General features: G+C 64.9%; 26 protein-coding genes. 11 read left to right on the top strand and 15 right to left on the bottom strand.

All coding sequences use genetic code 11. From position 1 onward, the window contains the following. The first annotated feature begins 9 nt into the window (after positions 1 to 9). The 10 genes from R2601_RS06820 to R2601_RS06775 all read left to right on the top strand — a co-directional run bounded on the left by R2601_RS06820 (position 10) and on the right by R2601_RS06775 (position 12,634). A complete protein-coding gene (locus R2601_RS06820) occupies positions 10 to 1,308 on the top strand; it encodes a flagellar hook protein FlgE (RefSeq protein WP_007795577.1) in 1,299 nt (432 codons plus the stop codon). 39 nt (positions 1,309 to 1,347) lie between these two features. Beyond that, positions 1,348 to 2,808 carry a flagellar hook-associated protein FlgK gene (gene flgK / locus R2601_RS06815; protein WP_007795575.1) on the top strand — a complete coding sequence of 487 codons (1,461 nt, stop codon included), beginning with the start codon at positions 1,348 to 1,350 and terminating at the stop codon, positions 2,806 to 2,808. Between the two features lie 10 nt (positions 2,809 to 2,818). Then, entirely contained in the window at positions 2,819 to 3,823 is a 1,005-nt protein-coding gene (locus tag R2601_RS06810; RefSeq protein WP_007795573.1) for a flagellin, read from the top strand. After that, positions 3,820 to 4,932: a flagellar basal body P-ring protein FlgI gene (locus R2601_RS06805; protein WP_007795571.1), complete on the top strand. Its 1,113-nt coding sequence runs from the start codon at positions 3,820 to 3,822 to the stop codon at positions 4,930 to 4,932. The genes R2601_RS06810 and R2601_RS06805 overlap by 4 nt, the downstream gene beginning before the upstream one ends. A 99-nt stretch (positions 4,933 to 5,031) precedes the next feature. Next, entirely contained in the window at positions 5,032 to 5,901 is an 870-nt protein-coding gene (motA, locus tag R2601_RS06800; RefSeq protein ID WP_007795570.1) for a flagellar motor stator protein MotA, read from the top strand. Continuing rightward, positions 5,898 to 8,150: a hypothetical protein gene (locus R2601_RS06795; RefSeq protein ID WP_254656040.1), complete on the top strand. Its 2,253-nt coding sequence runs from the start codon at positions 5,898 to 5,900 to the stop codon at positions 8,148 to 8,150. Before motA ends, R2601_RS06795 begins: the two co-directional genes overlap by 4 nt. Before the next feature lie 124 nt (positions 8,151 to 8,274). Next, a complete protein-coding gene (flhA, locus tag R2601_RS06790; protein ID WP_007795567.1) occupies positions 8,275 to 10,350 on the top strand; it encodes a flagellar biosynthesis protein FlhA in 2,076 nt (691 codons plus the stop codon). Continuing rightward, positions 10,347 to 11,114: a flagellar biosynthetic protein FliR gene (locus tag R2601_RS06785; protein ID WP_007795564.1), complete on the top strand. Its 768-nt coding sequence runs from the start codon at positions 10,347 to 10,349 to the stop codon at positions 11,112 to 11,114. The genes flhA and R2601_RS06785 overlap by 4 nt, the downstream gene beginning before the upstream one ends. Positions 11,115 to 11,120: 6 nt before the next feature. Further along, entirely contained in the window at positions 11,121 to 12,212 is a 1,092-nt protein-coding gene (locus tag R2601_RS06780; protein ID WP_040544436.1) for an EscU/YscU/HrcU family type III secretion system export apparatus switch protein, read from the top strand. After that, the gene (locus tag R2601_RS06775) at positions 12,209 to 12,634 is read left to right on the top strand and encodes a hypothetical protein (protein ID WP_007795559.1); all 426 of its coding nucleotides are present in this window, start codon (positions 12,209 to 12,211) and stop codon (positions 12,632 to 12,634) included. The genes R2601_RS06780 and R2601_RS06775 overlap by 4 nt, the downstream gene beginning before the upstream one ends. Positions 12,635 to 12,641: 7 nt before the next feature. On the opposite strand, the gene R2601_RS06770 is transcribed toward R2601_RS06775, so the two are convergent. Genes R2601_RS06770 through R2601_RS06730 form a run of 9 tightly spaced genes read right to left on the bottom strand, consistent with a single transcriptional unit; the run spans position 12,642 to position 17,205 of the window. Then, positions 12,642 to 13,157 (bottom strand): flagellar basal body-associated FliL family protein, encoded by a 516-nt coding sequence (locus R2601_RS06770; RefSeq protein ID WP_007795556.1) that lies wholly within the window; start codon positions 13,155 to 13,157, stop codon positions 12,642 to 12,644. 10 nt (positions 13,158 to 13,167) lie between these two features. Further along, a complete protein-coding gene (flgH, locus tag R2601_RS06765; protein ID WP_007795554.1) occupies positions 13,168 to 13,896 on the bottom strand; it encodes a flagellar basal body L-ring protein FlgH in 729 nt (242 codons plus the stop codon). A 3-nt stretch (positions 13,897 to 13,899) separates the two neighbouring features. Continuing rightward, the gene (flgA, locus tag R2601_RS06760; protein ID WP_007795551.1) at positions 13,900 to 14,316 is read right to left on the bottom strand and encodes a flagellar basal body P-ring formation chaperone FlgA; all 417 of its coding nucleotides are present in this window, start codon (positions 14,314 to 14,316) and stop codon (positions 13,900 to 13,902) included. Then, positions 14,316 to 15,101: a flagellar basal-body rod protein FlgG gene (gene flgG / locus R2601_RS06755; protein WP_007795548.1), complete on the bottom strand. Its 786-nt coding sequence runs from the start codon at positions 15,099 to 15,101 to the stop codon at positions 14,316 to 14,318. The genes flgA and flgG overlap by 1 nt, the downstream gene beginning before the upstream one ends. 10 nt (positions 15,102 to 15,111) lie before the next feature. Next, positions 15,112 to 15,825, bottom strand: coding sequence for a flagellar hook-basal body complex protein (locus R2601_RS06750; RefSeq protein ID WP_007795546.1), 714 nt, complete (start codon positions 15,823 to 15,825; stop codon positions 15,112 to 15,114). A gap of 1 nt (position 15,826) precedes the next feature. Then, positions 15,827 to 16,096, bottom strand: a complete 270-nt coding sequence (locus R2601_RS06745; protein WP_007795543.1) for a flagellar biosynthetic protein FliQ — start codon at positions 16,094 to 16,096, stop codon at positions 15,827 to 15,829. 3 nt (positions 16,097 to 16,099) lie between these two features. Beyond that, positions 16,100 to 16,390, bottom strand: a complete 291-nt coding sequence (gene fliE / locus R2601_RS06740; protein ID WP_007795541.1) for a flagellar hook-basal body complex protein FliE — start codon at positions 16,388 to 16,390, stop codon at positions 16,100 to 16,102. Between the two features lie 29 nt (positions 16,391 to 16,419). Further along, positions 16,420 to 16,812, bottom strand: a complete 393-nt coding sequence (flgC, locus tag R2601_RS06735; RefSeq protein WP_007795538.1) for a flagellar basal body rod protein FlgC — start codon at positions 16,810 to 16,812, stop codon at positions 16,420 to 16,422. Positions 16,813 to 16,827: 15 nt separating this feature from the next. Beyond that, entirely contained in the window at positions 16,828 to 17,205 is a 378-nt protein-coding gene (locus R2601_RS06730; RefSeq protein WP_007795537.1) for a FlgB family protein, read from the bottom strand. A gap of 85 nt (positions 17,206 to 17,290) precedes the next feature. Between R2601_RS06730 and R2601_RS06725 the strand changes: the two genes are divergently transcribed. Then, a complete protein-coding gene (locus R2601_RS06725) occupies positions 17,291 to 18,652 on the top strand; it encodes a FliI/YscN family ATPase (protein WP_007795533.1) in 1,362 nt (453 codons plus the stop codon). 5 nt (positions 18,653 to 18,657) lie between these two features. On the opposite strand, the gene R2601_RS06720 is transcribed toward R2601_RS06725, so the two are convergent. The 6 genes from R2601_RS06720 to R2601_RS06695 form a co-directional block, all read right to left on the bottom strand. After that, complete coding sequence (locus R2601_RS06720) at positions 18,658 to 19,875, bottom strand: DUF1217 domain-containing protein (protein ID WP_007795530.1); 1,218 nt, start codon at positions 19,873 to 19,875, stop codon at positions 18,658 to 18,660. Beyond that, on the bottom strand, positions 19,872 to 20,276 hold the full coding sequence (gene flbT / locus R2601_RS06715; RefSeq protein ID WP_007795525.1) for a flagellar biosynthesis repressor FlbT: 405 nt from the start codon (positions 20,274 to 20,276) through the stop codon (positions 19,872 to 19,874). The genes R2601_RS06720 and flbT overlap by 4 nt, the downstream gene beginning before the upstream one ends. After that, positions 20,273 to 20,650 carry a flagellar biosynthesis regulator FlaF gene (flaF, locus tag R2601_RS06710; RefSeq protein ID WP_007795522.1) on the bottom strand — a complete coding sequence of 126 codons (378 nt, stop codon included), beginning with the start codon at positions 20,648 to 20,650 and terminating at the stop codon, positions 20,273 to 20,275. Before flaF ends, flbT begins: the two co-directional genes overlap by 4 nt. An 83-nt stretch (positions 20,651 to 20,733) precedes the next feature. After that, positions 20,734 to 22,023: a flagellin N-terminal helical domain-containing protein gene (locus R2601_RS06705; protein ID WP_007795519.1), complete on the bottom strand. Its 1,290-nt coding sequence runs from the start codon at positions 22,021 to 22,023 to the stop codon at positions 20,734 to 20,736. 207 nt (positions 22,024 to 22,230) lie between these two features. Further along, on the bottom strand, positions 22,231 to 22,539 hold the full coding sequence (locus R2601_RS06700) for a flagellar protein FlgN (protein WP_254656039.1): 309 nt from the start codon (positions 22,537 to 22,539) through the stop codon (positions 22,231 to 22,233). 40 nt (positions 22,540 to 22,579) lie between these two features. Continuing rightward, positions 22,580 to 22,840 (bottom strand): rod-binding protein, encoded by a 261-nt coding sequence (locus R2601_RS06695; RefSeq protein ID WP_040544432.1) that lies wholly within the window; start codon positions 22,838 to 22,840, stop codon positions 22,580 to 22,582. Positions 22,841 to 24,684: the final 1,844 nt, after the last annotated feature.

Genomic DNA, 24,684 nt, shown 5'->3' with positions numbered 1-24,684 from the left:
GGCGCGTCCATGACCATTTCTTCGTCTCTCAATGCCGGCGTTTCGGGGCTGGCGGGCAATGCCAGCCGCCTCAGCGCCATCTCCGACAATATCGCGAACTCCTCGACCTATGGATATCGCAGGGTCGAAACGGATTTCACCGCGCTCGTGATGTCGAGCGGAAGTCAGCGGGCCTACACCGCGGGTGGCACCGCGATCGACAACCTGCGCCTGATCGACGAGGGCGGGGCCATCGTCTCGACCAGCAACGCCACGGATCTGGCGGTGGACGGGATCGGCATGCTCCCGGTGGCATCGCAAGCGCAATACGAAGCCACGGGCGAGCCCGAGCTATTGCTGACATCGACCGGCTCCTTCCGGATCGACGAGAACGGCTATCTGGCAAGCGAGAACGGCTACTACCTGATGGGGTGGCCGGCGGCGCTCGACGGCTCGATTCCGCCCTATCCGCGCGATACCATCAACGGTCTCGAGCCGGTCAAGTTCAGCCTCAGCCTCACCGGCGATCCGACCACCGCGGTCGACATGGCGCTGAACCTGCCCGCCACCGAGACACAGGCCGGCGCGGCGGGCGATGCAGAGTATCTCGAGATCGAGTATTTCGACAATGTTGGCATCTCGCAGAGCATCTCGATCACCTTCACGCCGACGGTTCCCGCCACCGGGATCTCGAATGAGTGGAGCATGGTGATGACCGACTCCGCGCAGGACGGCGCGGTGATCGGTGACTATACCATCACGTTCGATGCGACGACCGGTGCGGGCGGCACGATCGCGACCGTGGTCGAAACCACGGGCGGCGCCTACAATGCCGGGACAGGCCTCTTCACCGTCGACGTGGCCGGCGGCCCGATCGAGTTCGACATCGGCGCCACGGGCACGACAGGAGGTCTGTCGCAGCTTGGCGACAGTTTCGCGCCGATCTCGATCTCCAAGGACGGCTCCTCGGTCGGCAACATGGTCTCGGTCGAGGTCGACGAGAACGGCTATGTCAGCGCGCTCTACGACAGCGGCCAGAGCCAGGTGCTCTACCAGATCCCGCTGGTCGACCTGCCCAATTACAATGGCATGATCGCGGTGGATGGCTCGACCTTCCGGCCCTCGCCAGAGAGCGGATCGTTCTTTCTGTGGGATGCCGGGGACGGACCGACCGGCAGCGTGAAGTCCTATGCCAGACAGGAATCCGCCACCGACATCGCGCAGGAACTGACCGACATGATCCGCACCCAGCGCGCCTATTCCTCCAACGCCAAGGTGATCCAGACCGTCGACGAGATGCTGCAGGAAACCACCAACATGAAGCGCTGAGCCCGGTAACGGGGTCAGCCCTTCCACGGAGGGCACCACATGTCACTGAGCGGAGCACTGTCCAACGCGCTGAGCGGGCTGACCGCGAACAGCCGATCGGCCGGCCTCGTGGCCTCGAACATCGCCAACGCGACGACCGAAAGCTATGGTCGCCGAACGCTCGATCTTTCGGCCCGGACGCTTGGAAATTCCGGTGGGGTGTGGATCGACGGGGTCACCCGCAATGTCGACCCCGCCGTGCTGGCAGACCGCCGGTTGTCCGACGCCCAGTCCGGCTTTGCCGACGAGATGCAGAGCTTCGCATCCCGCGTCGAAACCCTGCTCGGGCCGACCGACACGGCAGGATCTCTGGTGGGTCGCTATGCGGCCTTCGAGACCGCGTTGCTCTCTGCCGCCACCGATCCGGCATCGGACCAGCGGCTGAAGCTGGTGGCGCAGAGGGCCGAGGATTTCACCACCATGCTGAACCAGATCAGCGTCGAGATCCAGGATGCCCGGACCGATGCCGACCGCAGCATCGGGTCACAGGTCACACGGTTCAACACCGCGCTCGGCCGCGTTTCCGAGCTCAACACCGCGATCAGCGACAGCCTGCTGCGCGGCGGCGATCCGGCATCGCTCATGGACCAGCGCCAGCGGGTGATCGACGACGTCTCCGACATCGTGCCGCTCCGCAGCGTGGCACGCGAAAACGGGGCCGTTGCGCTCTACGCGGCGTCGGGCACGGTTCTTCTCGATCCGGATTTCCACAGCGACCCGGTGGAGATCAGCTTCACGCCGCAGGATCCGGTCACTGCCGATCTGAGCATTGGCGCCGGTACGCTTTCGGGGCTCGAGGTCAATGGCAAGGCGGTCAACAGCAGCAATGATGGCGCGCTCGGCGGCGGCACGCTCGGTGCCCAGTTCCAGATCCGCGATATCGTTGCGCCGGACATGCAGGCGGCGATCGATGGCATTGCCCGTGACCTGATCGAGCGCTTCGCCCCGGGTGGTCCGGACAGCACCCTCGGGGCTACTGACCCCGGTCTCTTTACCGATGCGGGCACCGCCTTCGATCCGTTGGACGAAACGGGGCTCGCAGGGCGGATCGCGCTCAATTCGCTGGTCGATCCGGCCGGCAGCGGGACCTGGCGCCTGCGGGATGGCCTTGGCGCCGCGGTGCAGGGACCGGTCGGAGAGGCACGTCTTCTTCGGGGCTATTCCGATGCGCTGGACGCGCTGATGAGCCCGGGATCGGCCGCGCTTGGGTCAGGCGCACAGAGCTTTGCCCAGCATGTCGCGGATTTCCATGCCGCCATCGCTGCCGCGCGGCTGCGGGCAGATGGCGAGCAGAGCTTCAGCAGCGCCCAGAACACCGCGCTGAAGGAGCTTGAACTGTCCAAGGGGGTCGATACCGACGCCGAGCTGCAGGAGCTTCTCCGGATCGAGCAGCATTACGCGGCGAACGCGCGCGTCATCACCACGGTGGACGAGCTCATGCAGACCCTGATGAACATCTGAGGAGGCACCGTTGGATACCGTCGGAGATCTTGCCAGAACCCTGGTCCTGCGCACCCACCAGACCCGCCTGAACCGCGATCTCGACCAGCTCGGCACCGAGATCGCGACCGGCTTCGTCCGCGATCCGGTCTCCCATCTTGGCGGAGACGTCTCGTCGCTGGTCTCGATCGACCGCCGGCTGGCGCAGCTCGAAACCTATCGGGTGAATACCACCGAGGCCGCGTTCCTCACCGGCACCATGCAGACCACGCTGGATGAGATCCAGACACGGTCGGAACTGCTCTCGCAGGTGCTTCTCGCGCTCGAGCTGACCCCGAACGACGAGATGTTCCGCACGCTCTCCACCGAGGCTGGCAACGCCCTGGGCCACATGCTGAACGGGCTCAACCGATCGGTCGCCGGTCGCTTCCTGTTCTCCGGCACCGCCACCGATACCCCGGCGGTGATCGAGGGCGAGGCGATGATCGCCGAGCTTCAGACAGCGCTGGCCGGGGCCACGACCGTAACGGATGTCGAGACCGCCCTGGATGACTGGTTCAACACGCCGGGAGGTGGCTTCGAGACTGACGGCTATCTCGGATCGACCACCTCGCTTGCGCCTCTCCAGTTGAGTGCCACCGAAAGCGCAGGCGTCGACATTCGGGGCGACGATGCGGTGTTTCGCGATGTCATGAAAGCGATGGCCAAGGCGGCTCTGGCCAGCGACGACACGCTGACCCTGTCCGGTGCGGTCAAGGTCGACCTGATCTCGAGCGCGGCGCTTGACCTGCAAACCGCGATGGCCAGCATGGTCGAGTTGCGGGCCGGGCTCGGCACGGTCGAACAACGGATCGAAGAAACCACCGCGCGCAACGCGGCCGAACGCACGGCCACGAGCATCGCCCGGCTCGAGCTGGTCGGAACGGACCAGTTCGAGACCGCCACCCGCTACGAGAACACCCGTTCGCAGCTCGAAAGTCTCTATGCCATCACCGTGCGGTCCTCACGCATGTCGCTGGTGGAGTTCCTGCGATGATCACGCGTCTGCTTGGCCTCTGCCTAGCCTTCACTCTGTGTCTCCTGACCCAGAGCGCAGCTGCGCAGTCCGTACGTATCAAGGATCTGGTGGAATTCGACGGCGTCCGCTCCAACGATCTTGTCGGCTATGGTCTGGTGGTCGGCCTCAACGGCACCGGCGACGGGTTGCGCAATGCTCCCTTCACAGAAGAGATCATGCAGAACATTCTCGAACGGCTCGGGGTCAACGTGACCGGTGAGCAGTTCCGGCCGCGCAACGTGGCCGCGGTGTTCGTGACCAGCCGCTTGCCGCCCTTCGGGAGAGCCGGCAGCCAGATCGACGTGACGGTTTCGGCGATCGGTGACGCCAGCAGCCTGCTGGGCGGTACCCTGATCATGACCCCGCTCAATGCCGCGGACGGACAGATCTACGCCGTGGCGCAAGGCACCGTGATCGCGGGCGGCGTCAATGCAGAGGGTGATGGCGCGCGGGTGGTGCAGGGGGTCCCGACCTCGGGTATGATCCCCGCGGGCGCCCGGATCGAGCGCGAGGTGGAGTTCGCCTTTGCCGATCTGTCGACCCTGCGCCTGGCGCTGCGCGAACCTGACTTCACCACCGCGGCTCGGATCGAGGCGGCGATCAACCGGCGGGTCGGGCGCCGTGCGGCTGAGATGCTCGATGCGGGTACGGTCTCCGTCAACCTGCAACAAACGGGGACCGGATCTCCGGCGCAGGCCGTGGTCGCGATCGAGAACCTCCCGGTCGAGCCGGAGCGTCGCGCCCGCGTCGTGGTGGATCAGCGCTCGGGCACGATCGTGATGGGCGAAGACGTACGAATTTCCCGCGTGGCCGTGTCGCAGGGGAATCTGACCCTGCGCATCGAAGAGACGCCGATTGCCGTGCAGCCGAACCCCTTTGCTGAAGGCGAGACCGTGATCGTCCCGCGCACCGGCGCCGATATCGTCGAGGAGCCCGGGATCGGTCTGGCCGAGGTGCCGGGCGGTACCTCGCTCTCCGAGGTGATCGCGGGGCTGAACGCGCTTGGGGTCTCACCGCGCGACATGATCGACATTCTCAAGAGCATCAAGGCCGCCGGCGCGCTGCACGCTGATTTCCTCGTGATGTAACCGCTGAAACCTCCGGGGCTGAGGGTTTTGTTAACCGCCCCCGCGCTACCAAGACGATGACACGAGTGAGCGCGCGGGATGGGTGAAGGAGTCACCGCAATGATGGGAATCATCGGGATCGTCGTGATTTTCGGCATGGTCTTTGGCGGATATCTTCTCGCTGGCGGCAAGATGTCGATCATCCTGAAATCGCTCCCGTTCGAGATGATGATGATCGGTGGTGCCGCGCTCGGCACGTTTCTGATCGGCAATGACGCGGGCGTGGTGAAGCACACGCTCAAGGATGTCGGAAAGGTGTTCAAGGGCGCGAAATGGAAGCCCGCGGACTATAAGGAACTGCTCTGCCTGCTGTTCGAGTTGATCAGGCTGGCCCGCCAGAGCCCCGTGGCCATCGAGGAACACGTGGAATCTCCAGATGAATCGACCATCTTCTCCAAGTATCCGAAGATTCAGGGCGACAAGATCGCCATCGAGCTGATCTGCGACACCATGCGCTCGATGTCGATGAATTACGATGATCCGCATCAGGTTGAAGAGGTGCTCGACAAGCGGATCGAAGCGCTCGAGCATCATCGGATGCACTCGAGCCATGCCCTGCAGGCCATGGCCGACGGGCTGCCGGCGCTGGGGATTGTGGCGGCGGTCCTTGGGGTGATCAAGACCATGGGCTCGATCGATCAGCCGCCCGAGGTTCTGGGCAAGCTGATCGGCGGGGCGCTGGTGGGCACCTTTCTCGGGGTGTTTCTGGCCTACGGTTTCGCCGGCCCGTTTGCGGTGAAGGTCAAGGCGGTGGTCGAGGAGGATCTGCATTTCTACCAGCTGATCCGCGAGGTGCTTGTCGCGAACCTGCACAATCACGCCACCAACATCTGCATCGAGGTCGGGCGCCAGAACACCCCGGCGCATTTCCGGCCCAGCTTCACCGATCTCGAAGAAGCGTTGAAGAACGTCAAGCAGGCGGCGGCATGATCCGTATCGCGCTGTTTTGCACGTCGCTCTGGCTCTGTGCCGGTGCAGCTTCGGCGCAGGAGATCCGTGTCCGCTCCGGAGAGCATGGCTCTTTCACGCGGCTCGCGCTCGATATTCCCGACGGTCTGGGGTGGCAGACGGAGTATGTCGCGCCCCGGCGGATCGAGCTGCGCTTCGATGGCAGGGGTTACCGGTTTGACAGCAGCGATGTCTTCGCGCGCATCAACACCGAGCGGCTCTCGGGCCTTGACCCGCTTCCAGGCGGGGCAGGCCTTGCGCTCGAATTTGGCTGTGACTGCGTTGCAGAGGCGTTTCTCGCGGAGCCGGGCATGCTGGTGCTCGACATTCGGCCTGGAGAGCCTCCACAAATGGCGGATGCATCCGGACCGACGCCGGAAGAAAAGAGGCCGCTCTCCGGGATCCGGGTCGGTCCGCAGCCGGGCATAGGCCCGTCGCCTGCGCGCAACCATTTGCTGCCTGTCTTCGTGCCACAACGCGCAACCGAGCCTGAACTGGCTCTGTCAGAGCGGATTGAGGCAGCCGATCGCATGGATTCCGCTGCGCTCGGACGGACCTTGGCTGAACAACTCGCGACGGCAGCCAGCGACGGTTTGTTGTCACCGAGCAGAAACGGTCTGCCGCAACGTCTCGCAGCAACGGACGCAGCGACACCGGACGCCGCGAGAGACGATGCGAATGATCACGGGATGCCGGTGCCCGAACTTGCGGGCGCGCATTCACAGATCGAGGCAGCAATTCTTGGCCGCGAACCCGCCGACATGCAGACGCGCGTCCGCATCGGCGGCACCGGCTGCGTCGCGGATGGCGCGCTCGACATCGCCTCCTGGGGCACGGACGGGACGTTTGACAAGACCATCCCGGAGCTGCGCAGACGGCTCTACGGTGAATTCGACACGCTCGACCCGGAGATCCTTACCGATCTGGTGCGCGCCCATGTCTATATCGGTTTCGGGGCCGAGGCGCGCGCGCTGCTCGAGCTGTTGCCCGACCGGCGCGATCCGGTGCTTTATGCGCTTGCTGGTATCGTGGATGGCGCGACAGATCGCGCCGGTGTGTTTGCGGGCCAGACAGGGTGCGAGGGCGCAGCCGCGCTCTGGGCGCTTGCCGGGGCCCCCGAGCTTCCGGAAGAGGCGGAGGTCGATGACCGTTCGGTGAGGCGCGCCTTCGAGGCTCTGCCCGCAACCCTGCGACCGGTGCTGGGGCCGACGCTTGCGACCCGACTGGCAGAGGCGGGGCATTCAGACGCCGCACGCAACCTGCTCTCGCGGCTGGCCCGGTCCGGTGGTGCCTCTGACGCAGAAATGCGCTTCAGTCAGGCCCAGATCGACCGGCTCGAGGGCGCGGTACAAGAGGCGCATTCGGTTCTCGAAGACCTGTCGCACGGGGCGGGCGCGCATGCTCCCGATGCGGTCGCAGCGACCATTGCGCTTGCTTCCGAAAACGGCGCGCCGGTGAACGCGCGGATGACCGATCTCTCCGCGGCCTATTCGACAGAGCTGCGCGCCACCGAAAAAGGGCCGGAGCTCTGGCTTGCGCATCTGCGGGCGCTGGCGGCGAACGATCGTTTCGAGGACGCTTTCGAAGCCTTTCGCAACGGAGACGACATGCCCGAGGAGCACCGCCGGGCCGCGGCTTCAGAATTGCTGACTGCGCTCTCGGTGCAGGGGTCGGACACGGGCTTTCTGCAAGAAGCGGTGCCACGGCGCGCGGAGTATGCGACGCTCGTCCAGGCGGATGTGGCCCTCACGGTGGCGCGCCGGCTGCTCGGTCTTGGCCTCGCGGACGATGCAATGGCCTGGGCATCGCTTCCGGTGCTCGATCGAGAGTCTCGTGAACGCCGGCTGTTGCTCTCGGAGATCCATCTGGCCCGCTCCGATCCACAACAGGCCGAGATCGCGCTGATTGGCCTTCAGGGGGATGACGCACTTGCACTGCGCGCGCAGGCTCGGGCGATGATGGGTGACTACAGCTATGCGCAAACCGCCTTCGGGGCCCTCGGCGAGGACGGCGCAGCGCGGTCTGCCGCCTGGCTCGCAGGGGATTGGGCCGCGCTGGGTGAAGGCGAGGACGCCCTGGCCGCAGCGGCAGAGCTTGTCGGATCGGCGCTTCCGGACGGCGCCGGCCCGCAGCCGAGCCTGGCCGTCGTCGAAGCGCTTGCCACCTCCGGGGCCGAAACCCGGGACACGCTTCGGGCGCTGCTCGACCAGACACGACTGGCGGAGGAGTAACCGTGTCACGGGGCGCCCAATTCCGAAAGTTACGGCGCCAAGTCCGCGTGCGGCCTGCTCCCGCGAGGGATTTACGCGCCTGCGCGGCACTCCGGTATCGGACGCAAGACGCGAACGGGTCCGCATGATGGCCACCGGCATGTTCTTCAAGCCCACCGTACTTCTCGCCGTGGCCCTGATGGCGGTCATCGTGATGATGATCCTCCCGGTGCCCGCATGGATCCTGGATGTCGGTCTTGCCGCGTCCTTCGGGCTCGCGATCCTGATCTTCACAGTCACCCTGTTTATCGAGCGCCCGCTGGATTTTTCGGCCTTCCCGACGATCCTGCTGGCATCGCTCATGCTGCGGCTCTCACTGAACGTGAGCTCGACCAAACTGATCATCGGTCAGGGGCACACCGGCACCTCCGCCGCAGGCGATGTGATCGAGGGGTTCGCCAATTTTGTCATGGGGGGCAGTGTCTTTCTTGGGCTCGTCGTGTTCGGCGTCTTGATGATCGTGAACTTCGCGGTGATCACCAAGGGGGCCGCGCGCATGGCCGAGGTCGGTGCGCGCTTTGCGCTCGACGGCATGCCGGGCAAGCAACTCGCGATCGACAGTGACATGTCCTCAGGGGCCATCGACCATGCCGAAGCCAAGGCGCGGCGGGAACGCGAACAGCAGGAGACGACCTTTTTCGGCTCGCTCGACGGGGCATCGAAATTCGTCAAGGGCGACGCGGTCGCGGGTCTTCTGATCACGCTGCTGAACCTCGTGATGGGCATGGTGATGGGGATCTTCGGCCAGGGCATGCCACTGTCCCGCGCCTTCGAAACCTATGCCATCCTGACCGTCGGTGACGGGCTCGTGTCGCAGATTCCGGCGGTGATCATCTCCATCGCCTCGGGGCTTCTTCTGGCGCGCGGAGGCGCCATCGGGGCCACCGATGTGGCCGTGGCGGGGCAGCTCGCCCGGCACCCGGCGGCGCTGGGAACGGTCGCGGTGCTGATGGCCCTGTTCGCGCTCGTGCCGGGCTTGCCTTTTCTGCCGTTCATCCTCGGCTCGGGCGTGCTCGGTGGGCTTGCAATCTTCATGGCGCGGCGGCTGGCCGAGCCCACGGCCGCCCCGGAGGCCGAGGCACCCGAGCCCCCCCGCGAGCGCCCCATCGGCGACATCCTCGATGTCGACGAGATCCATGTCGAATTTGCTCCCGATCTCGTGAACATGGTGCTCGATCCGGGCACCGGGCTCGATGTGCGGATCGACAACATGCGGCGCCACATCGCCTCGGGATTCGGCATCATCCTGCCCGAGATCCGGCTGACCGATGCTCCGGCGCTCGAAACCGGGATCTACCTGATCCGGATCCACGGCGTCGAGGTCGCGCGCGGAGAGCTCAACCCGGATTTGGTCCTGGCGCTGATGCCCGACGATCATGCCAGCCTTCCTGGCGGGCGTGACGTGACCGAGCCGGTCTATGGCGCTCCGGCGCGTTGGATCAAGCCCGAGCATCGCGACCGTGCGGCGCTCACCGGTGCGACCATCGTGACCCCGACCGAGGTTCTGGCGACCCATCTGCTCGAGGTCATAAAGCGAAATTTCGGGCGGCTTCTCACGCTCAAATCGCTCCGCCGGCTGCTGGACGAGATGGTGAGCCTCAGCAACCCCGCTCGGGCCGAGGCGAACCGTCGTCTGCTTGATGAACTGATCCCGGACAAGGTTCAGATCGATACGCTGCATCAGGTGTTGCGGCTGCTGCTCGAGGAACAGGTCAGCATCCGCAACCTGCCTCTGATTCTCGAGGCAATCTCGGAGATGCGTGGCCAACAGGCGCGGCCCGACGTGATCTGTGAACACGTGCGGCAGCGCATCGGGTTCCAGCTGGTCGCGGGGATGCGCCGGAAGGACGGAACGATTCCCTTGATCCAGCTCTCCCCGGAATGGGAAGATACCTTTTCGACCTACCAGGTCGAGGGCTCCGCTGGCGGGCTCGACGTCGCCCTGCCGCCCGATCTGTTCGAGAGCCTGACCAGCGGTGTCGCCGCCGAGGTCAGCGAAGCCGGGAACCGCGGGATTTTTCCCGCGCTTGTCACCAGCGCACGTCGCCGGCGGTTCCTGCGCACGATCCTCTCTGCCAAGGGGATCGCCAATCCGGTGCTATCCTTCGAAGAGATCGGGATCGAGGCCAAGCCCGCGCTGGTCGGGGTTGTGGCGGCATGAGCGGGGCGACCGGGTTCATGCCGCTTCTTCTGGGGTGGTGGTGGCTGGCGCTGGTCGTTTTCCTGCGCGTCGGGGCGATGATGGCGGTGCTGCCGGGCCTGGGGGAGCAGACGGTTCCGATGCGGGTCCGACTGGCGCTTGGCCTCGTGCTCACCGTCACCGTTCTGCCGGCGACCGGCGCCGATCTGGCGCTGCCGCCGCCGGGTCTCGGCACGGTGGCCTGGGCGCTGGTGACCGAGTCCGTGATCGGCCTGATCCTCGGCCTCTGGCTTCGGCTCTTCATGCACGCGCTGCAGACCGCGGGCAGCATTGCGGCGCAATCCACCTCGCTGGCGCAGCTGCTTGGCAACAGCGCCGCGGATCCGATGCCGGCGATCGGGCATGTGCTGACGGTGGCGGCGCTGGCGCTGCTGATGAGCACGGGCTTTCACGTCAAGGTGGCAGGGTTCATCATTCTTTCCTTCGAACTGTTTCCGGCTCTGCTCCTGCCCGATCCATCGCTTATCGCGCAGGCCGGGCGCGGGCACATTGCGATGGCCTTCGCCCTGGCTTTCACGCTCGCCGCGCCCTTCGTGATCCTCTCGGCGCTCTACAACTTGACGCTTGGATTCATCAACAAGGCGATGCCACAGCTGATGGTGGCCTTCGTTGGCGCCCCGGTGATCACCTTCGGCTCGATCGCCTTGCTTCTGGTCACCGCTCCGCTGATGCTCTCCCTGTGGATCGCAAGCGTCGACCGCTTTCTCTCCGGTCAGACCCCCTAGGCGCCCATGGCAGAGGAACAGTCGGCAGAAAAATCCCATGAGCCATCACCGCGCAAGCTCGAAGAGGCGCGTCGCAAGGGGGAGATACCGCGGTCGCCGGACCTTTTGACCGCGGCAGCCTATCTCGGGCTGCTGGCGACCGGCCTCTCGATAGGCGGTGGCGCGGTGCTGCGTCTCGGCGAGGCGATGCTCCCGTTTGTCGAGCATCCCGAAAAGCTCGGATCGCTGTTCTTCAACGGGATGGCGACGGCACCCGCGGCCACGGTGCTTGGCGCGGTGCTGAAGCCGGTTTTGCCGTGGTTGGCGGTGCCGGGGGCGGTGGTGCTGTGTGCGCTCTTCGCGACCCGTGGTCTGGTGTTCGCACCGTCCCGGCTGGCACCTAAGGCGAGCCGTCTTTCTCCGATGGAAAATGCGCGCAACAAGTATGGCCGACGTGGCCTGTTCGAGTTTCTCAAGAGCTTCGTCAAGCTGACTGTCTACTCGGTCGTGCTCGGCCTGTTCCTGTCGTCGCGCTATGACCTCATCATCGGGGTGCTTCGCGGCGCGGCGCCGGATGCCGCGGAGCTTATGCTCAATCTCATGCTGCAGCTGCTCGGGATTGCCGCAGTGGTGGCTCTGTGCATCGGTGCGGTAGACTATCTCTGGCAACGGGCCGAGCATTTGCGGCGCAACCGGATGTCCCAGAAAGAGCTCCGAGATGAACACAAGGAGGCCGAGGGCGATCCGATGTTCAAGCAGCAGCGCCGCGCCCGGGCGCAGGAGATCGCCCAGACCCAGATGATGGCCGACGTGCCACGCGCCGACGTGGTGATTGTGAACCCGAGCCATTACGCCGTGGCGCTGAGCTGGAGCCGCAAGCCAGGGGACGCCCCGATCTGTGTCGCCAAGGGCGTGGACGAAATTGCCCGCAGGATCCGCGAAGTCGCCGAGGACGCGGGCGTGCCGCTGCATTCCGACCCGCCCACCGCGCGGGCGCTGCATGCCACCACCCGGATCGGTGAGCAGATCGCGCCAGAACATTACCGCCCGGTGGCGGCGGCGATCCGCTTTGCAGAGGATATGCGCGAGACGATGCGCCGTCGGCGAGGCGGTCGATGAGCCGTGCGCAGAGCGATCTTGGTCAGCTCACCCGGCTTCTGCAGGACCGGGCCTTCGAGCAGAACCGCCGCGACCGGGACGAGGAGCGGCGTCTTCTGGATGAACTTGCGCGGATCGACGCGTTGAGACAGGCCGCCTTTTCCGAGACCGAGAGCCTCGCGGACCGGCGGCTGATCGGGGCCGACACGCTCTGGCAGGGCTGGCTGTCGCGCAGGAGAGGCGAGCTGAACCGTGATCTGGCGCGCTGCCGCGTGCAGCAGGAACACAGTCTCGCTCGGGCGCGGCTTGCGCTGGCCCAGGCCGAAGCAACCAAGCGGTTGCACGAGCAGGAGGCAGCCATCTTGCAGCACAAGCGGCTTCACCAGGAAGAGATCCGGCTGGATGCGCTTTGGAGGCTGGCTCTCAAGGATCCGGAGGTCTGATCCGAGGTCAGGAATCCTGCCGGGCGATCTCGGTGATGAGCACATCGACCACGATCTTGCCCATTACGTTTCGGGCGGCTTCCCAGAGGGCGCGACGCAGTCGGTCCATGCGATGCTGCTCGGTGAAATTGCCCGCAAACCCGCCGATATTGGCGTGGTCGAAGAGGACCCGCAGGAACACGTCGCGGAGCTTCGGTTCCTGGGCAAAGACCGCCTCGGTATCGCCGGGACCGACCTCGAGGCTCAGCGACAGGACCACAAGCGACTCGACTCGGTCATTGCCGACGACCGGAACCACGAATTGGTTGCTCAGCCGCACGTATTCATTGCCACCCTCGCCCTCTTCATCGTCCGCATCGGAATGATCTCCGGCGCCGTCATGCGCACTGGTGTCATGCACATCCCCTGCCGAGGCGGACTCGGCTGTATCGTGGGCAGTGGGCGCCGGCGCGAGGAAGAGGCCGGCGCCGATCCCCGCTGCGGTGCCGATCACGGCCAGGAGAATGGGCAGTAGCTTTTTCATCGCGGCCTCGTCAGAATGGCAGGACAATGTCGAGCACCTGCTGGCCATAGCGCGGCTGCTGCATGTCGCTGATCTGGCCGCGGCCGCCATAGGAAATCTTGGCCGAGGCGATCTTGTCATAGGTGATCTCGTTCTGCCGCGTGATGTCTTCAGGGCGGACAAAGCCCGACACCAGCAATTCCCGGAGCTCGAAATTCACCCGCACTTCCTGCGCCCCCTCGATCGCCAGCACCCCGTTCGGCATCACGTCGGTGATCGTCGCAGCCACCCGGAGGGTAAGCTCTTCCCTGCGCTGGACCTGCCCGTCTCCTCCCGATGCAGCCTGACTGCCAAGATCGACCGCATCCGCCATGGTGGCCCCGAGCGGAAGATCCTCGTCGATGCGTTGCGGTATCCCAAGGAGTTGGGGCACAGAGAGGCTCTCCGAGCCTGACCGCGAGCGCGATGTGCTGTTCGAGATGCTGGCCTCGTCGTCAATCTCGATCACGACGGTGAGGATATCGCCCTGTTTCATGGCCCGCCGATCGCCGAGCAACGAGCTTCGCTCACGGCTCCAGAGAGAGGCCTGATCGGTCTGACGTTGGGGCAAGGCAACGGTCGGGACCCCGGAATAGGCCATGGCGACCCGCTCCGGGCTCTGCTCCTGCGGGGTGAAGCTTGGTGCCTTGCCGAGGTGGTCGAGACGGCTGCACCCGAAGAGGACGAGGAGCCCGAGGAGGCACAGAACGCGATATGTCATTGCTCAGTCTCCCAAAACGCTCACGGTCCCGGAGGCGGTGACCGTTCCGAACAGCGTGCTTCTCGAGGACAGGTTCATCACCCGAACCCGTTCGCCGGCACCGGCCCGGTCGAGAGCGCGACCCTCGGTCACGATGTGAAGCCCGTTGCGGGCAAAGATCAGCTCGACGATCTGGTTGCGCTCGACCAGCGCCGGGGCGCCAACCGCGCCCCGCATCACGGCACGCCCGGGATAGAGCGTGACCCGCGCCTCTTGCCCGATGACATCTTCAAGGACGACATGTGCGCCGGGGACATCTGCTGACTCCAGCCGGACCGCATCCGCCGGCACGATATCCTGAGCGCGCACCGTGCGGGTCGCGACCACGGTCTGAGCATCGGCAGCCGCCGCGGCAAGACCGAGGAGCAGCGCCAATCGCATCAGCGCACCTGAACCGTTGCGCCGAGCATCTGGTCAGCGGCGGAGATGACCTTGGAATTGAGCTCGTAGCCGCGCTGCGCTTCGATCAGTTCGGTGATCTCGTAGACGGGATCGACCGAGCTGTCCTCGAGATAGCCGTGCCGGAACGTGCCGAGCCCGTCCTGTCCCGCGGTGGTCTGGATCGGCGGGCCGGAGGCTTCGGTCTCGGTGAAGAGATTGCCGCCGATGGCCTCAAGCCCCTTGGGATTGGTGAAGCCGACAAGGGTGAGCTGACCCAGAAGCTGGGCTTCGACGGCGTCGTTGAAATAGGCATAGATCTCCCCCTCGGCATTGATCGACAGGCTGGTGGCGTCGTCGGGGATAACGATCTCCGGCGCGACGGGAAGCCCGTCGGAGGTGACGATAAGCCCCTCGCCATCGCGCTTGAGCGCCCCGTCGCGGGTGTAGCCTGCAAGGTCCGAGGGCAGGGTCACCTCGAAATAGCCGCGGCCCTCGATGGCCAGGTCCAGATCTCCGCCGGTCTGGGACAAGGCCCCCTGTGCAAGCTTCATCGTGACCGCAGCCGGCCGTGCCCCCAGCCCCAGCTGCACGCCGGTCGGCAGCATGGTCCCGTCGGCGGCGCTGACCGTCCCGGCGCGGGCGACCTGTTGATAATGCAGATCGGCGAACTCGGCCCGGCGGGCATTGTAGCCGGTCGTGCTCATGTTCGAGAGGTTGTTCGAAATGACCTCGACCCGCATTTGCTGGGCGCTCATGCCGGTCGCGGCGATTTTCAGGGCACGCATGACGCTCTCCTCATGTGATCATGGACTTGATGGCTGCGCGGACGCGTTCATCCTCGCGCTGCAGGAAATTCTGGCCCATCTCGTAGGCGCGTTGGACCTCGATCATGCGGGCGATCTGCAGGATCGGATCGACATTCGCGCTTTCGACAAAGCCCTGTCGCACGCGGGGGGCCTCTGCGGGGTCGTATCCGGCCTCGGCGCGGAACAGCACACCACCCTCGCGGACCAGCGCCCCGGGATCGAGCGGTTGCACGATACCGATCTGGCCAATCGGAGCGCCGTTGCTGCTGAGCGTGCCATCCTGACCGATGGCAAGATCTGTCGCGTCCGGCGGGATGAAGACCGGTGCACCACCGGAGTCGAGCACCAGATGCCCGTCCTGCGTGACGAGATCGCCGGCGGAGCTGCTGGCGAAATTGCCCGCTCGGGTCAGGCGCTCGCCGGCCGGGGTCTGGACGAGGAAAAAGCCCTCGCCCTCAATGGCGAGGTCCAGCTGCCCGCCGGTGCGGGTCAGGCTGCCCTGCGCGAAGGAGGTGTTTCGGACGTGGCTCGCGGTCATGGCGACGCTGCCATCCCGGTCGGTCTGGCGAACGTATTCGGAGAACACCACGCCCTGCTGGCGGTAGCCGGTCGTCGCCATGTTGGCGATGTTGTTCGCCACCATCCGCATCTCGCGCATGAGGCCCTGCTGCCGGGACAAGGTTGTGTAGTCGGTGATGCCCATGTCAGCCCCCGGTGATGACGGGAATGATGCGGCCCTGAAAGAAGCCGACCAGGGTTTCGGACATGAAGCTCATCGACATCCAGAACACCACCACGATGGCGAGCAGCTTCGGGACGAAAGTCAGCGTCATCTCCTGCACGGAGGTCAGCGCCTGAAACAGGCCCACGCCCACGCCCGCGAGCAGCGCTGCGGTCAGGATCGGCACCGAGGTGATGGTTGCGACCCAGAGGCCCTGCCTGAGCGTGTCATAGAAGATGGTTTCGCTCAGCATGGTTCAGACCGGCATCCGCAGAATTTCCTGGTAGGCTTCGACGACCTTGTTTCGAAGCGCGACGACCGTCTCGACCGCGAGTTCGGACTGGGCCAGCGCCTGAACCAGCGCATGCGGGTCGGCATCCCCGGTCATGGCCGCCGTCGCCGTGGTCTCGGCCTCGTTCAGCGTCGTGGCGAAATCCTCTGCGGCGCCTCTCAGCCGTGCGGCGGCGCTGTCGGCATTGGGCTGCGGCTCTGTTGCGGGGCGCTGTGCCGCATACTTCTGCGCAGCAAAAAGCGATCGGACGTCCATTCTGGTCTCCTTTCACGCAGTGTTAGGCTCTATCCACGGCGCAGCAGATCCATCAGACTGCTGGACATCTGCCGCGTTTGTTCGAACATTTTCAGGTTGGCTTCGTAGCTGCGCTGCGCCTCGCGGGCGTCGGCCAGCTCCACGATCAGATCGACATTGGTCCCGTCGTAGAAGCCGGCAGGATCGGCGAGGGGGTGATGAGGATCCCAGATCCGTTCCAGATCGCTGCGGTCGAGCCGCGTATCGCCGGCCTGCACTTCCCGGACGCCGTCACTGCCCTCTCCAAGTTCGAACGGCAGGGTCTTGCGGCGGTAACCGGGCGTGTCGACATTGGCGATGTTCTCGGACACCACGCGCAGGCGGTCGGCCTGGGCGCGCAGCCCGCTGGAAGAGACCGACAGGGCATCGGAAAAGGCACTCATTCATCCACTCCGTGTCTAGCGCCCGAGGCTCGTGCGAAGGATGTTGAGGCTTGATCGGTAGATCGACAGCGCGCGACCATGTCCGCGGGACGCCGCGACAGCCGTCACCATTTCCCCTTCGATAGAGACTGAGTTTCCGTTCGGATCGACGCTTGCCCGGCGCAGGGTCGGCTCTGGCAGGTGATCCTGGCGCAGCCCGTGCAAGTGCTTGTCCCGGGTGGCGCGTTGGGAACCCTCGGACCCGCGGAGGGTGGCTTCGAAATCCGGGATATCGAGTGCGTGATATCCAGGTGTATCGGCATTGGCGATATTCTGCGCACTGAGGGCCTGCCGAAGGCCGGAATGCTTCGCAAGCGCCATCGCCGTCTGGAAGACGTTCAGGTTCTGGAACATCGGGGCTTCTCCCTCGATTGGTTTCAACCAAGGCTTAAGGCTGATTCCTTTAGAAATGGTTTGAGACCGCTGAAGGGGGCGCCTGATGGAGAAACTCGAACTCGACGGTCTGCTGGCGCAGATCACGCAGATCCGCCCGGCCCGCGCGGTCGGGCGGGTTCGCTCGGTCGACGGAACGGTCATCTGGGTCCGCGGGCTTGCGCACCTTGCCTGCATCGGCGATCGCCTGCGGCTCTATCACGCTGACGGTGAACTCGGAGGAGAGGTGCTGCGCATTCGTGACGACCTCGTCGCGATGCTGCCCGACGAGGGGCCGGAGGGCGTGTCTCAGGACGATCGCGTTGCGGTGCTCGGGCCGCCGGTTCTGGCGCCTTCAAATGATTGGGTCGGGCGGGTGATCGACCCTTACGGGCAGCCGCTCGACGGTCGGTCGCTGTCGTCCGGGTCGCTCCGGAGACCGTTTCGGGCCAGCCCGCCCCCGGCGGCGCAGCGGCGCGGTCTCGGAGGGCGCTTGCGCAGCGGGCTCGCCGCGTTCGACACCTTTCTGCCGATCGTGCGGGGGCAGCGCGTGGGGCTGTTTGCAGGGTCCGGCGTGGGCAAGTCACGGCTCCTGGCCTCGCTCGCGCGCGGCGTCGAGGCGGATGTCGTCGTGCTGGCGCTGATCGGAGAGCGGGGGCGCGAGGTGCATGATTTCGTGCATGATGTTCTCGGGCCAGAAGGGATGGCGCGCAGCGTGGTCATCGCGGCAAGCTCGGATCGTTCGCCGCTCGAACGGCGGCGCTGCGCGCTTGCCGCGATGACCGTGGCAGAGCATTTTCGCGACACTGGCCGACAGGTTCTCTTTCTTGCCGATTCGATCACCCGCTTTGCCGAGGCGCATCGCGAGGTCGCGGTCGCCGCCGGCGAGATGCCCGCGCTGCGCGGCTTCCCGCCCTCAACCGCCAATCAGATCATGCGTCTGGCTGAGCGGGCTGGTCCCGGGTTGGCCGGGTCTGGCGACATCACCGCGATCTTCAGCGTTCTCGTCGCGGGGTCCGACATGGAGGAGCCGATCGCCGATATTCTGCGTGGCGTGCTCGATGGCCACGTCGTTCTCAGCCGCGAGATCGCGGAACGGGGCCGGTTTCCGGCGATCAATGTCTTGCGGTCGGTGTCGCGCAGCCTCCCCGAGGCGGCAACCGAGGAGGAGAACGACGTCCTGCTTCAGGCCAGACACCTGCTTGGGGCCTATGCGCGATCCGAGACGATGATCCGTGCGGGGCTTTACCGCGAGGGCGAGGATCCGCTGCTCGATCAGGCCATCAGAGCCTGGCCCGACCTCGATACCTTCTTCTCCGAGGCAGCACCTCATGGGCCACACGCGGCGTTCAATCAGCTTCGGTTGATCCTGCGTCGCTCTGGTGTCAGGCCGCCTCAACAAAGGAGGCGCCTGTCGGGCGCTGGCTGACGGTCTTAGGCTCTGTCGCGATCGTAGCGAATGGTGCTGAGCAGGGTAAGGGCGATCTGTTGCGAGCCGAAAGCGCCGCTTTGCGAGATCTGGTCCTGCAGAAGATAGCTCTGGATGATCCCGTTCAGGGTCTTGGGGTCCTGCAGGTCCGAGAAGGTTTCGATTCCAAAGCGCTGTCGTGCCCTGTCAGAGATGACCTCGACCTGTTTGTCGAGATCGATCTGGCTGAAACCGTCCGGCAGGGAGAGCGCGGTTTCGAAAACCTCGCGCATCATGGTGCTGCCAAGAACATTGTACCACTTGGCGGTCTCGCTAAGGTCATTGGCCGCAAGCTCGGGCAGGGAGCGCTGGAACTTCAGAGCCGCGCCGATCGCCTCATTAACATCACTCACAGCGTCTTCGAAGCGTTGCCAGCGGAACTGTTCGGTGATGTTCGAGGCAAACCCCTCGGTCTGAAGCACTGTGCTGGTTTCGGTCTCGTAGAATGCGAAGGCCATCGAAAAGGCGCGGAGATTCCTGTCATTCAGAACGTTGGACAAGGCCGTCGCTTCGGCGGGGTCCTCTTCGAGGGCCCGGCGCAGCAGCGTCGTGCTCCGAGCGCGGTCGCCAAGGTCGAACGCGGTTGTTGCAACCTGCCTGAGCTCCGGATCGAGCAGCAACTCTTCGGCTGAGGTGATGCGGCCGATATTCTCGGTGAAGTAGGCGCGCGAGATTTCCAGATTCTCCTCGACCTGCGCGGCAAAAAGCGCGGCATAGTCGGGATCGGCCACGTAGTCCGGTTCGGTCAGGGTCTGCGCCAGGTTGGCGCGAATGCGTTCCTCGTAGCGGACGAGCACCGTCTCTGCAAAACCCTCTTCCTGGGTTTTGCGCGTGATCACGGGTTCGAAATCGAAGGCATCGGCAAGGGCCACGAAGCGGCTGTCGTTCAGCTTGTTCGCAAGCGCCTCGTCATCCTTGGTCCCTTCTTCAATGAGGCGGCGCACCAGATACTTGCTGTCGAGTTCATCCTCCATGCCAAAGGCGGTGAGCGCGACGCTGAGCAGGCGCCGATTGCCGACAAGCTCCTCCGCAGAGCCGATGCTGCCGATGGTCTCGGTGAAGTAGGCGGCTTCGCGGGTGATCTCCGGGGTCTTGTTGAAGGCCGTCCGCTGCGTGTCCATCGTATTTTGCAGGATCTGCCACCCGACCAGCCCTGGACCTCCGATCATGGGGGTATAGGTCATTGCTGCCGCGCGGCGAGCAGCCGGTCTTCTCTTGGGATCAGGCTTCGAAGCGCCTTGAGAGATTGATAATACTGTGCGTCCAGCAAGCTTGTTGTTGCTTTGGTCAGAAGCTCGCGGCTGTCGGGATCGGTGAGAATGCGGCTGAGTTCCTCTATCCCACGGATCAGTTGCCGCTGGGCCTCATCCGGGTCGATATCACCGGTCAGGATCAATTGGGTCATGTAGCAGAGGCGGCGGACCGGTGTTCTTGCTTCCTCGGGATGGATCGCATCGCGCAAGCGCAGGATATTGGCCTTGGGCGTCACGATCGAAAGCCGGCTGCGGCGATCTCCATTCTCGATCACCGCGCCGTTGATCAGGACCCGCTCCCGCGGGCCGAGCTTGAGAACCAGGCCGCTCATCGGCCTGGCCTCTGGCCGCCGAGGCCCCGCAGGATGGCGGCATTGACTTCAAGCAGGGGGGCGAGCCGTGCCTTGCGGGCGAGAACCTTGCCGGTATGCAGCTGCACGAATTCCGCGAGGTAGAAGATCTGCGCCCGCAACTCCTGAGGCAGAGCGTTCTCGGTGCTGGCCACATCGACGGCCAGTGCTGTCCAGAGGCGGCGGTTGTCATAGAGGGCCCGCACAAGCCTCGGATAGGCTTTGGGTCCAGCCTCGGCAGCGGATTTGATGCGGTGAGTCACACGCGCGAGCAGGTCATACTCGATGGCCCGGTCTGTCCGTGTGCTGGTTGTTGGTTGGGTATAGGCGCGCTGCGCCATGATCTGCGCGTTCACGGCGGAACCTTCCGACTGTGTTTCGGATGAAGCGGTTTGCTAGCGGTTCAGGGACCGGACGAACCGGTCCCCGAGGTTCTGCCTTACTGGAAGAGCGAGAGCAGCGACTGTGGGGCCTGGTTGGCGATGGAGAGCGCCTGAACACCAAGCTGCTGCTGCACCTGAAGCGCCTGAAGCCGGGCCGAAGCCTCCTCCATGTCGGCGTCGACAAGCGTGCCGATGCCGGATTTCAGCGAGTCGATCAGGCTCGAGATGAAATCGGTCTGGGTCTCGATCCGGCCCTGAACGGAACCGAAGGCCGAGGCGGAGTCGATGGCCGTCTGAAGCAGGCCCTCGATGCTATCGAGAGCTGCGTCGGTACCGTCGTCGGTTGTGACGTCGAATTCAGCCAGCAGTTCCAGGCCGCCACCGATGGTTCCGTCGGCTTCGGCTTCCAGTGTCGCAATGTCGGCGATGTCGGATTGCTCCACCACGCTGTTGTCGTCAGAGATCGCTTCGTCGTAGTTGTTGGTGAAGTCGATCTGGCCTGCATTGGTCCCGTTGACCGAGAAGGTGATTTCCAGACCATCCGAAGCGGCCTGGAAGTTCAGGCGCTCGACCATCGCCGAGGTGACGTCGGCAAGGGTGTCGCCGTCCCGGGCAACGTACTCGACATCTGCCGAGAAATCGAACGCATCGGCAGAGACATCGCCTGCGAAGTTGCTGCTACCGGTCACCTTGAAGTTCGCGCCGGCGACCAGCTCGTCGTCTGCGCCGACCCCGTCGAAGGTGACGTATTCGGCCGTGGCACCGCTTGCCACACCGGTCGTGTTCACCGAGACGTCCAGGTTCACGGTGGCGGTGGAGGCTGCGCCGGTCCCCAGATCCTGCTTCGCGACAGCGATATCAGAGGCGGCAACGCCGGTGCCCGAACGGTCGAGCGACGCAAGGACGTTGATGTTGCCGGAGTCGGCGGTCGAATCGGTGTTCGACAGCAGGTTCAGACCGTTGAACTGGGCCGCGCCCACCACCGCGTCGATTTGGTCGCGCAGTGCGTCGATATCCGTCTGGATCTTGGCGCGGTCGACGTTTTCCTCCTGCGCGGCGACGATCTTGCCCTTGATGTCGGTCAGCAGGTCAGTGACCGTTTCCGACGCGGAGCGTGCCACCGCGACGGTGGACTCGCCGAGGTTGAGGCTGTCGGAGATGCCTTTGAAGCCCTTCACGTCGGCTTCCATCACCTTGGAGATGGCCCAGACGGCGGCATTGTCCTTGGCGTCGGCAACGCGCTTGCCGGTGGAAATTTCGCCCTGGGTGGTGGCGAGGCTCGAGTTGATGGATTTCAGGGTCTGGAGCGCCACCATGGCGCCGTTGTTCGTCAGAATGCTAGACATGGATGTTCGTCCTTGGGATCAAACGGCGCTTTGCACCGTATTTCGATGTGCCGGAGGCCGGCGTTCTGAACGTCTTTCTGACGAGTGCAGGCCGGGCTGATTGCCCCCTGCGCCATCCGAACCGGATGCAGGCCAGACATTGGGTCACGGAAGCTAATGAAGCGCTAAGACCGCCATCTGACGTTTCTTGGATTCAATGCAAATTCGTCATGCCCTGCGCTCGACCTGTTGCGCCGGCGGCATGTCGATCGTCGCCCGGCGCCCGGTTGCGTCGTAGATCTCCATCGACCGGCGCAGGTGGCGCATGCTGCCGACCCGTTCCGCGGCGTTGCGAAGTCCCGCAAGCGTCTGATCGAAAAGCGCCTGATTGCGGACCATGGTCGCATGAAGCCGTTGCACCCGCTCTGCATCCTCGGGGGGATCGTGGCGTAGCTGTGAAATCAGAGCGATCTTTTCTTCCATCAAGGGGGCGATGTCGTCGAGAGCGCCGGCAAGCAGGCTGTCGCGCTCCTGCATGAGGAGCGCCTCGAGCGTATCGAATGGATCGGGCACCGGGTCAGTCATCGGTGTGCCTGACAAGGGCCTGAAAGATCGATTCGGCAAGTCCGATCCCGCCGGCCTCTGTCAGCGCCTGCGCGTGTTCGCGCGCGAGCATTGAGGCGAACTGGTCTTCGCCGACACCACCTCCGAAGGTGTCGCGGCTCTTGCCGAGCCCTGCAGAGCGCAGCATCTCGGTCAGGAAACTGGCCTCGAGCGCCATCGCTGCGTTGCGCAGGGAGGTGCGTCCATCAGGAGGAAGTGGCCCGTGAATCTCCATGAGTCTCTCCAATTCGAGCTAACGAACGGCAGAGTGCGCGGAAGTCGGTAAAGAAGCGGTAAGGAAAATCGCGTTAGACCGTCTCCAGCGGAAGAATTCCCGGAGCGACCATGCTGAAGCCACTGTCAGGATTGCTGAACCTCGCGCTGCCGACGGCGCTTCGCGAGAATGACACAGGACCGGAGGCGGGCGGGATGCCGTTCGCCGATGTGTTCGCCTCGCTCGACCAAGAGGCCCCGGACTCCGCAGAGCCTGATGAGGGCGAAGAGACCTCGGAGAAGAGCATGGACGAGCCAAAGCTGTCACCATCCGATGGCCAGCAGCAGACGCTTGAGATGTCGGATATCGATCCGGTCGCGGACGATGAGGCCTTGGTGGAGGGCAGGGGCGAAACAGTGTCCGCTCCGGTGCTCCGACAGGAACTCGGGCGCGGCGACGGTCGACCCCGGTTTCAGGTCGATGGCGGGGAGGCATCGACCGGGGTGTCGCGGGATGATGCGATGGAGATGCTCCCCGAGCCTGAGGGCAAACGTGCGAGGGCAGGGATGTCTGCGGAGGAGACAGCGCGGCCATCCGTGCCTTCCGAGCCCGCGCAATCTGAGCGGATGGCCTCGAAGCCACTTGAGGAGGTCCCGATATTGCCGACGAGCGCGATCTCGGTGCCAAAGACCCACGTTTCGACGTCACCTGTCGGCCCGGAGCCCGAGGGCGAACAGATCGATGCGGTCCAGTCCTCGAGATCGAGGCGCGAGCGGCCGATTGCCCCTTCAGCGCCCGATATGTCATTGCGCCCGGGTGCCCGGCGTGACGCGCCAAGAGGCGCAGATGAGGGTCTCACAAAGGCCGAAACGGCAAAGGGGATCGATCAGGCGCGAAGCGATACGAGGCGAGAGGCCCTGCCGCCGAACGGCGCTGGGCCCAGCTCTGTCGAGTCCCAGCGCCCGCGCCTGGGTGAGCGGTTCGAGGCGGAACCGACGTCGCGGGTGGAAGAGGTCGGGGTGTGCGCCTCCGGTCTTCGCAGGACGGAAGCGAGCCGACGGAGCTCGATAGTGGACACTGTCGTGCATAGGCCCGGGCAGAGAGGTGTCTATCCCGCTCATCCGGGCGCGGTTCCTACGGCGGAAGCGCAGCTCAAGCCTGAACCAAGGGGAATGCCCGGTTCCGAACCTGATCGGGCTCTGTCCCAAAGCTCGAAGGTGGTTCTGCCCGAGCATCTCAGCCCGTTGACGCGCGCGACCAAGGGCAGGGGGCTGGGCCCCGCATCTGGCCGCTTGGACAGTGCGCCCAGCCCGGCGCGTCTGCCTTGGCCTGCACCAGACGCTCCGGCAAAGGCGTTGCCCCCGGCTCTTGATGTCGGGCCTGGTGAAATGCGTGAAAGAGCCGCCACTGCAAGGACGACCCGCTTGGTTCTCTCGGCCAATGCCCCGCCCGACGGCGCTGACACGGAGAAGCCGAAGCCGGAGGCACGACAGCCAAAGACACGTCCGAATGGCCCCGAGACCCGGGGCAAGCCGTTACGCGCCGCTTCGGACCGAACGGAGAACCGCTCCAAGGCAGACGTGTTGAGCCCTGCGGTGGATCTTCGTGGACGCTCCTCCGGCTGGGCTCCCATACCGCACCCGGATGGGGGGCGCGCGCGGGCGGTGACGGTGGCGCCTCCCTTGCTAAGCGGTGCGGGCGCAGAGCGAAGCGTCAATGCGGCCGCCAAGCCGCCATCCGGAGATGTGCCTCCCGGTGTGGCACAGCCGCGAGATGCGCCGTTGCTCGGGGTGGCAGAGAAGCGCGCAGACGAAAACCGCCAGAAAGTACCCCCGAAAGATAGTGCAATCAGGGCTTTGGGGGAG

It is taken from the genome of Salipiger bermudensis HTCC2601, from assembly GCF_000153725.1.
In the GTDB taxonomy this organism is placed as follows: domain Bacteria; phylum Pseudomonadota; class Alphaproteobacteria; order Rhodobacterales; family Rhodobacteraceae; genus Salipiger; species Salipiger bermudensis.
This window is presented reverse-complemented; position numbering and strand designations above follow the sequence as displayed.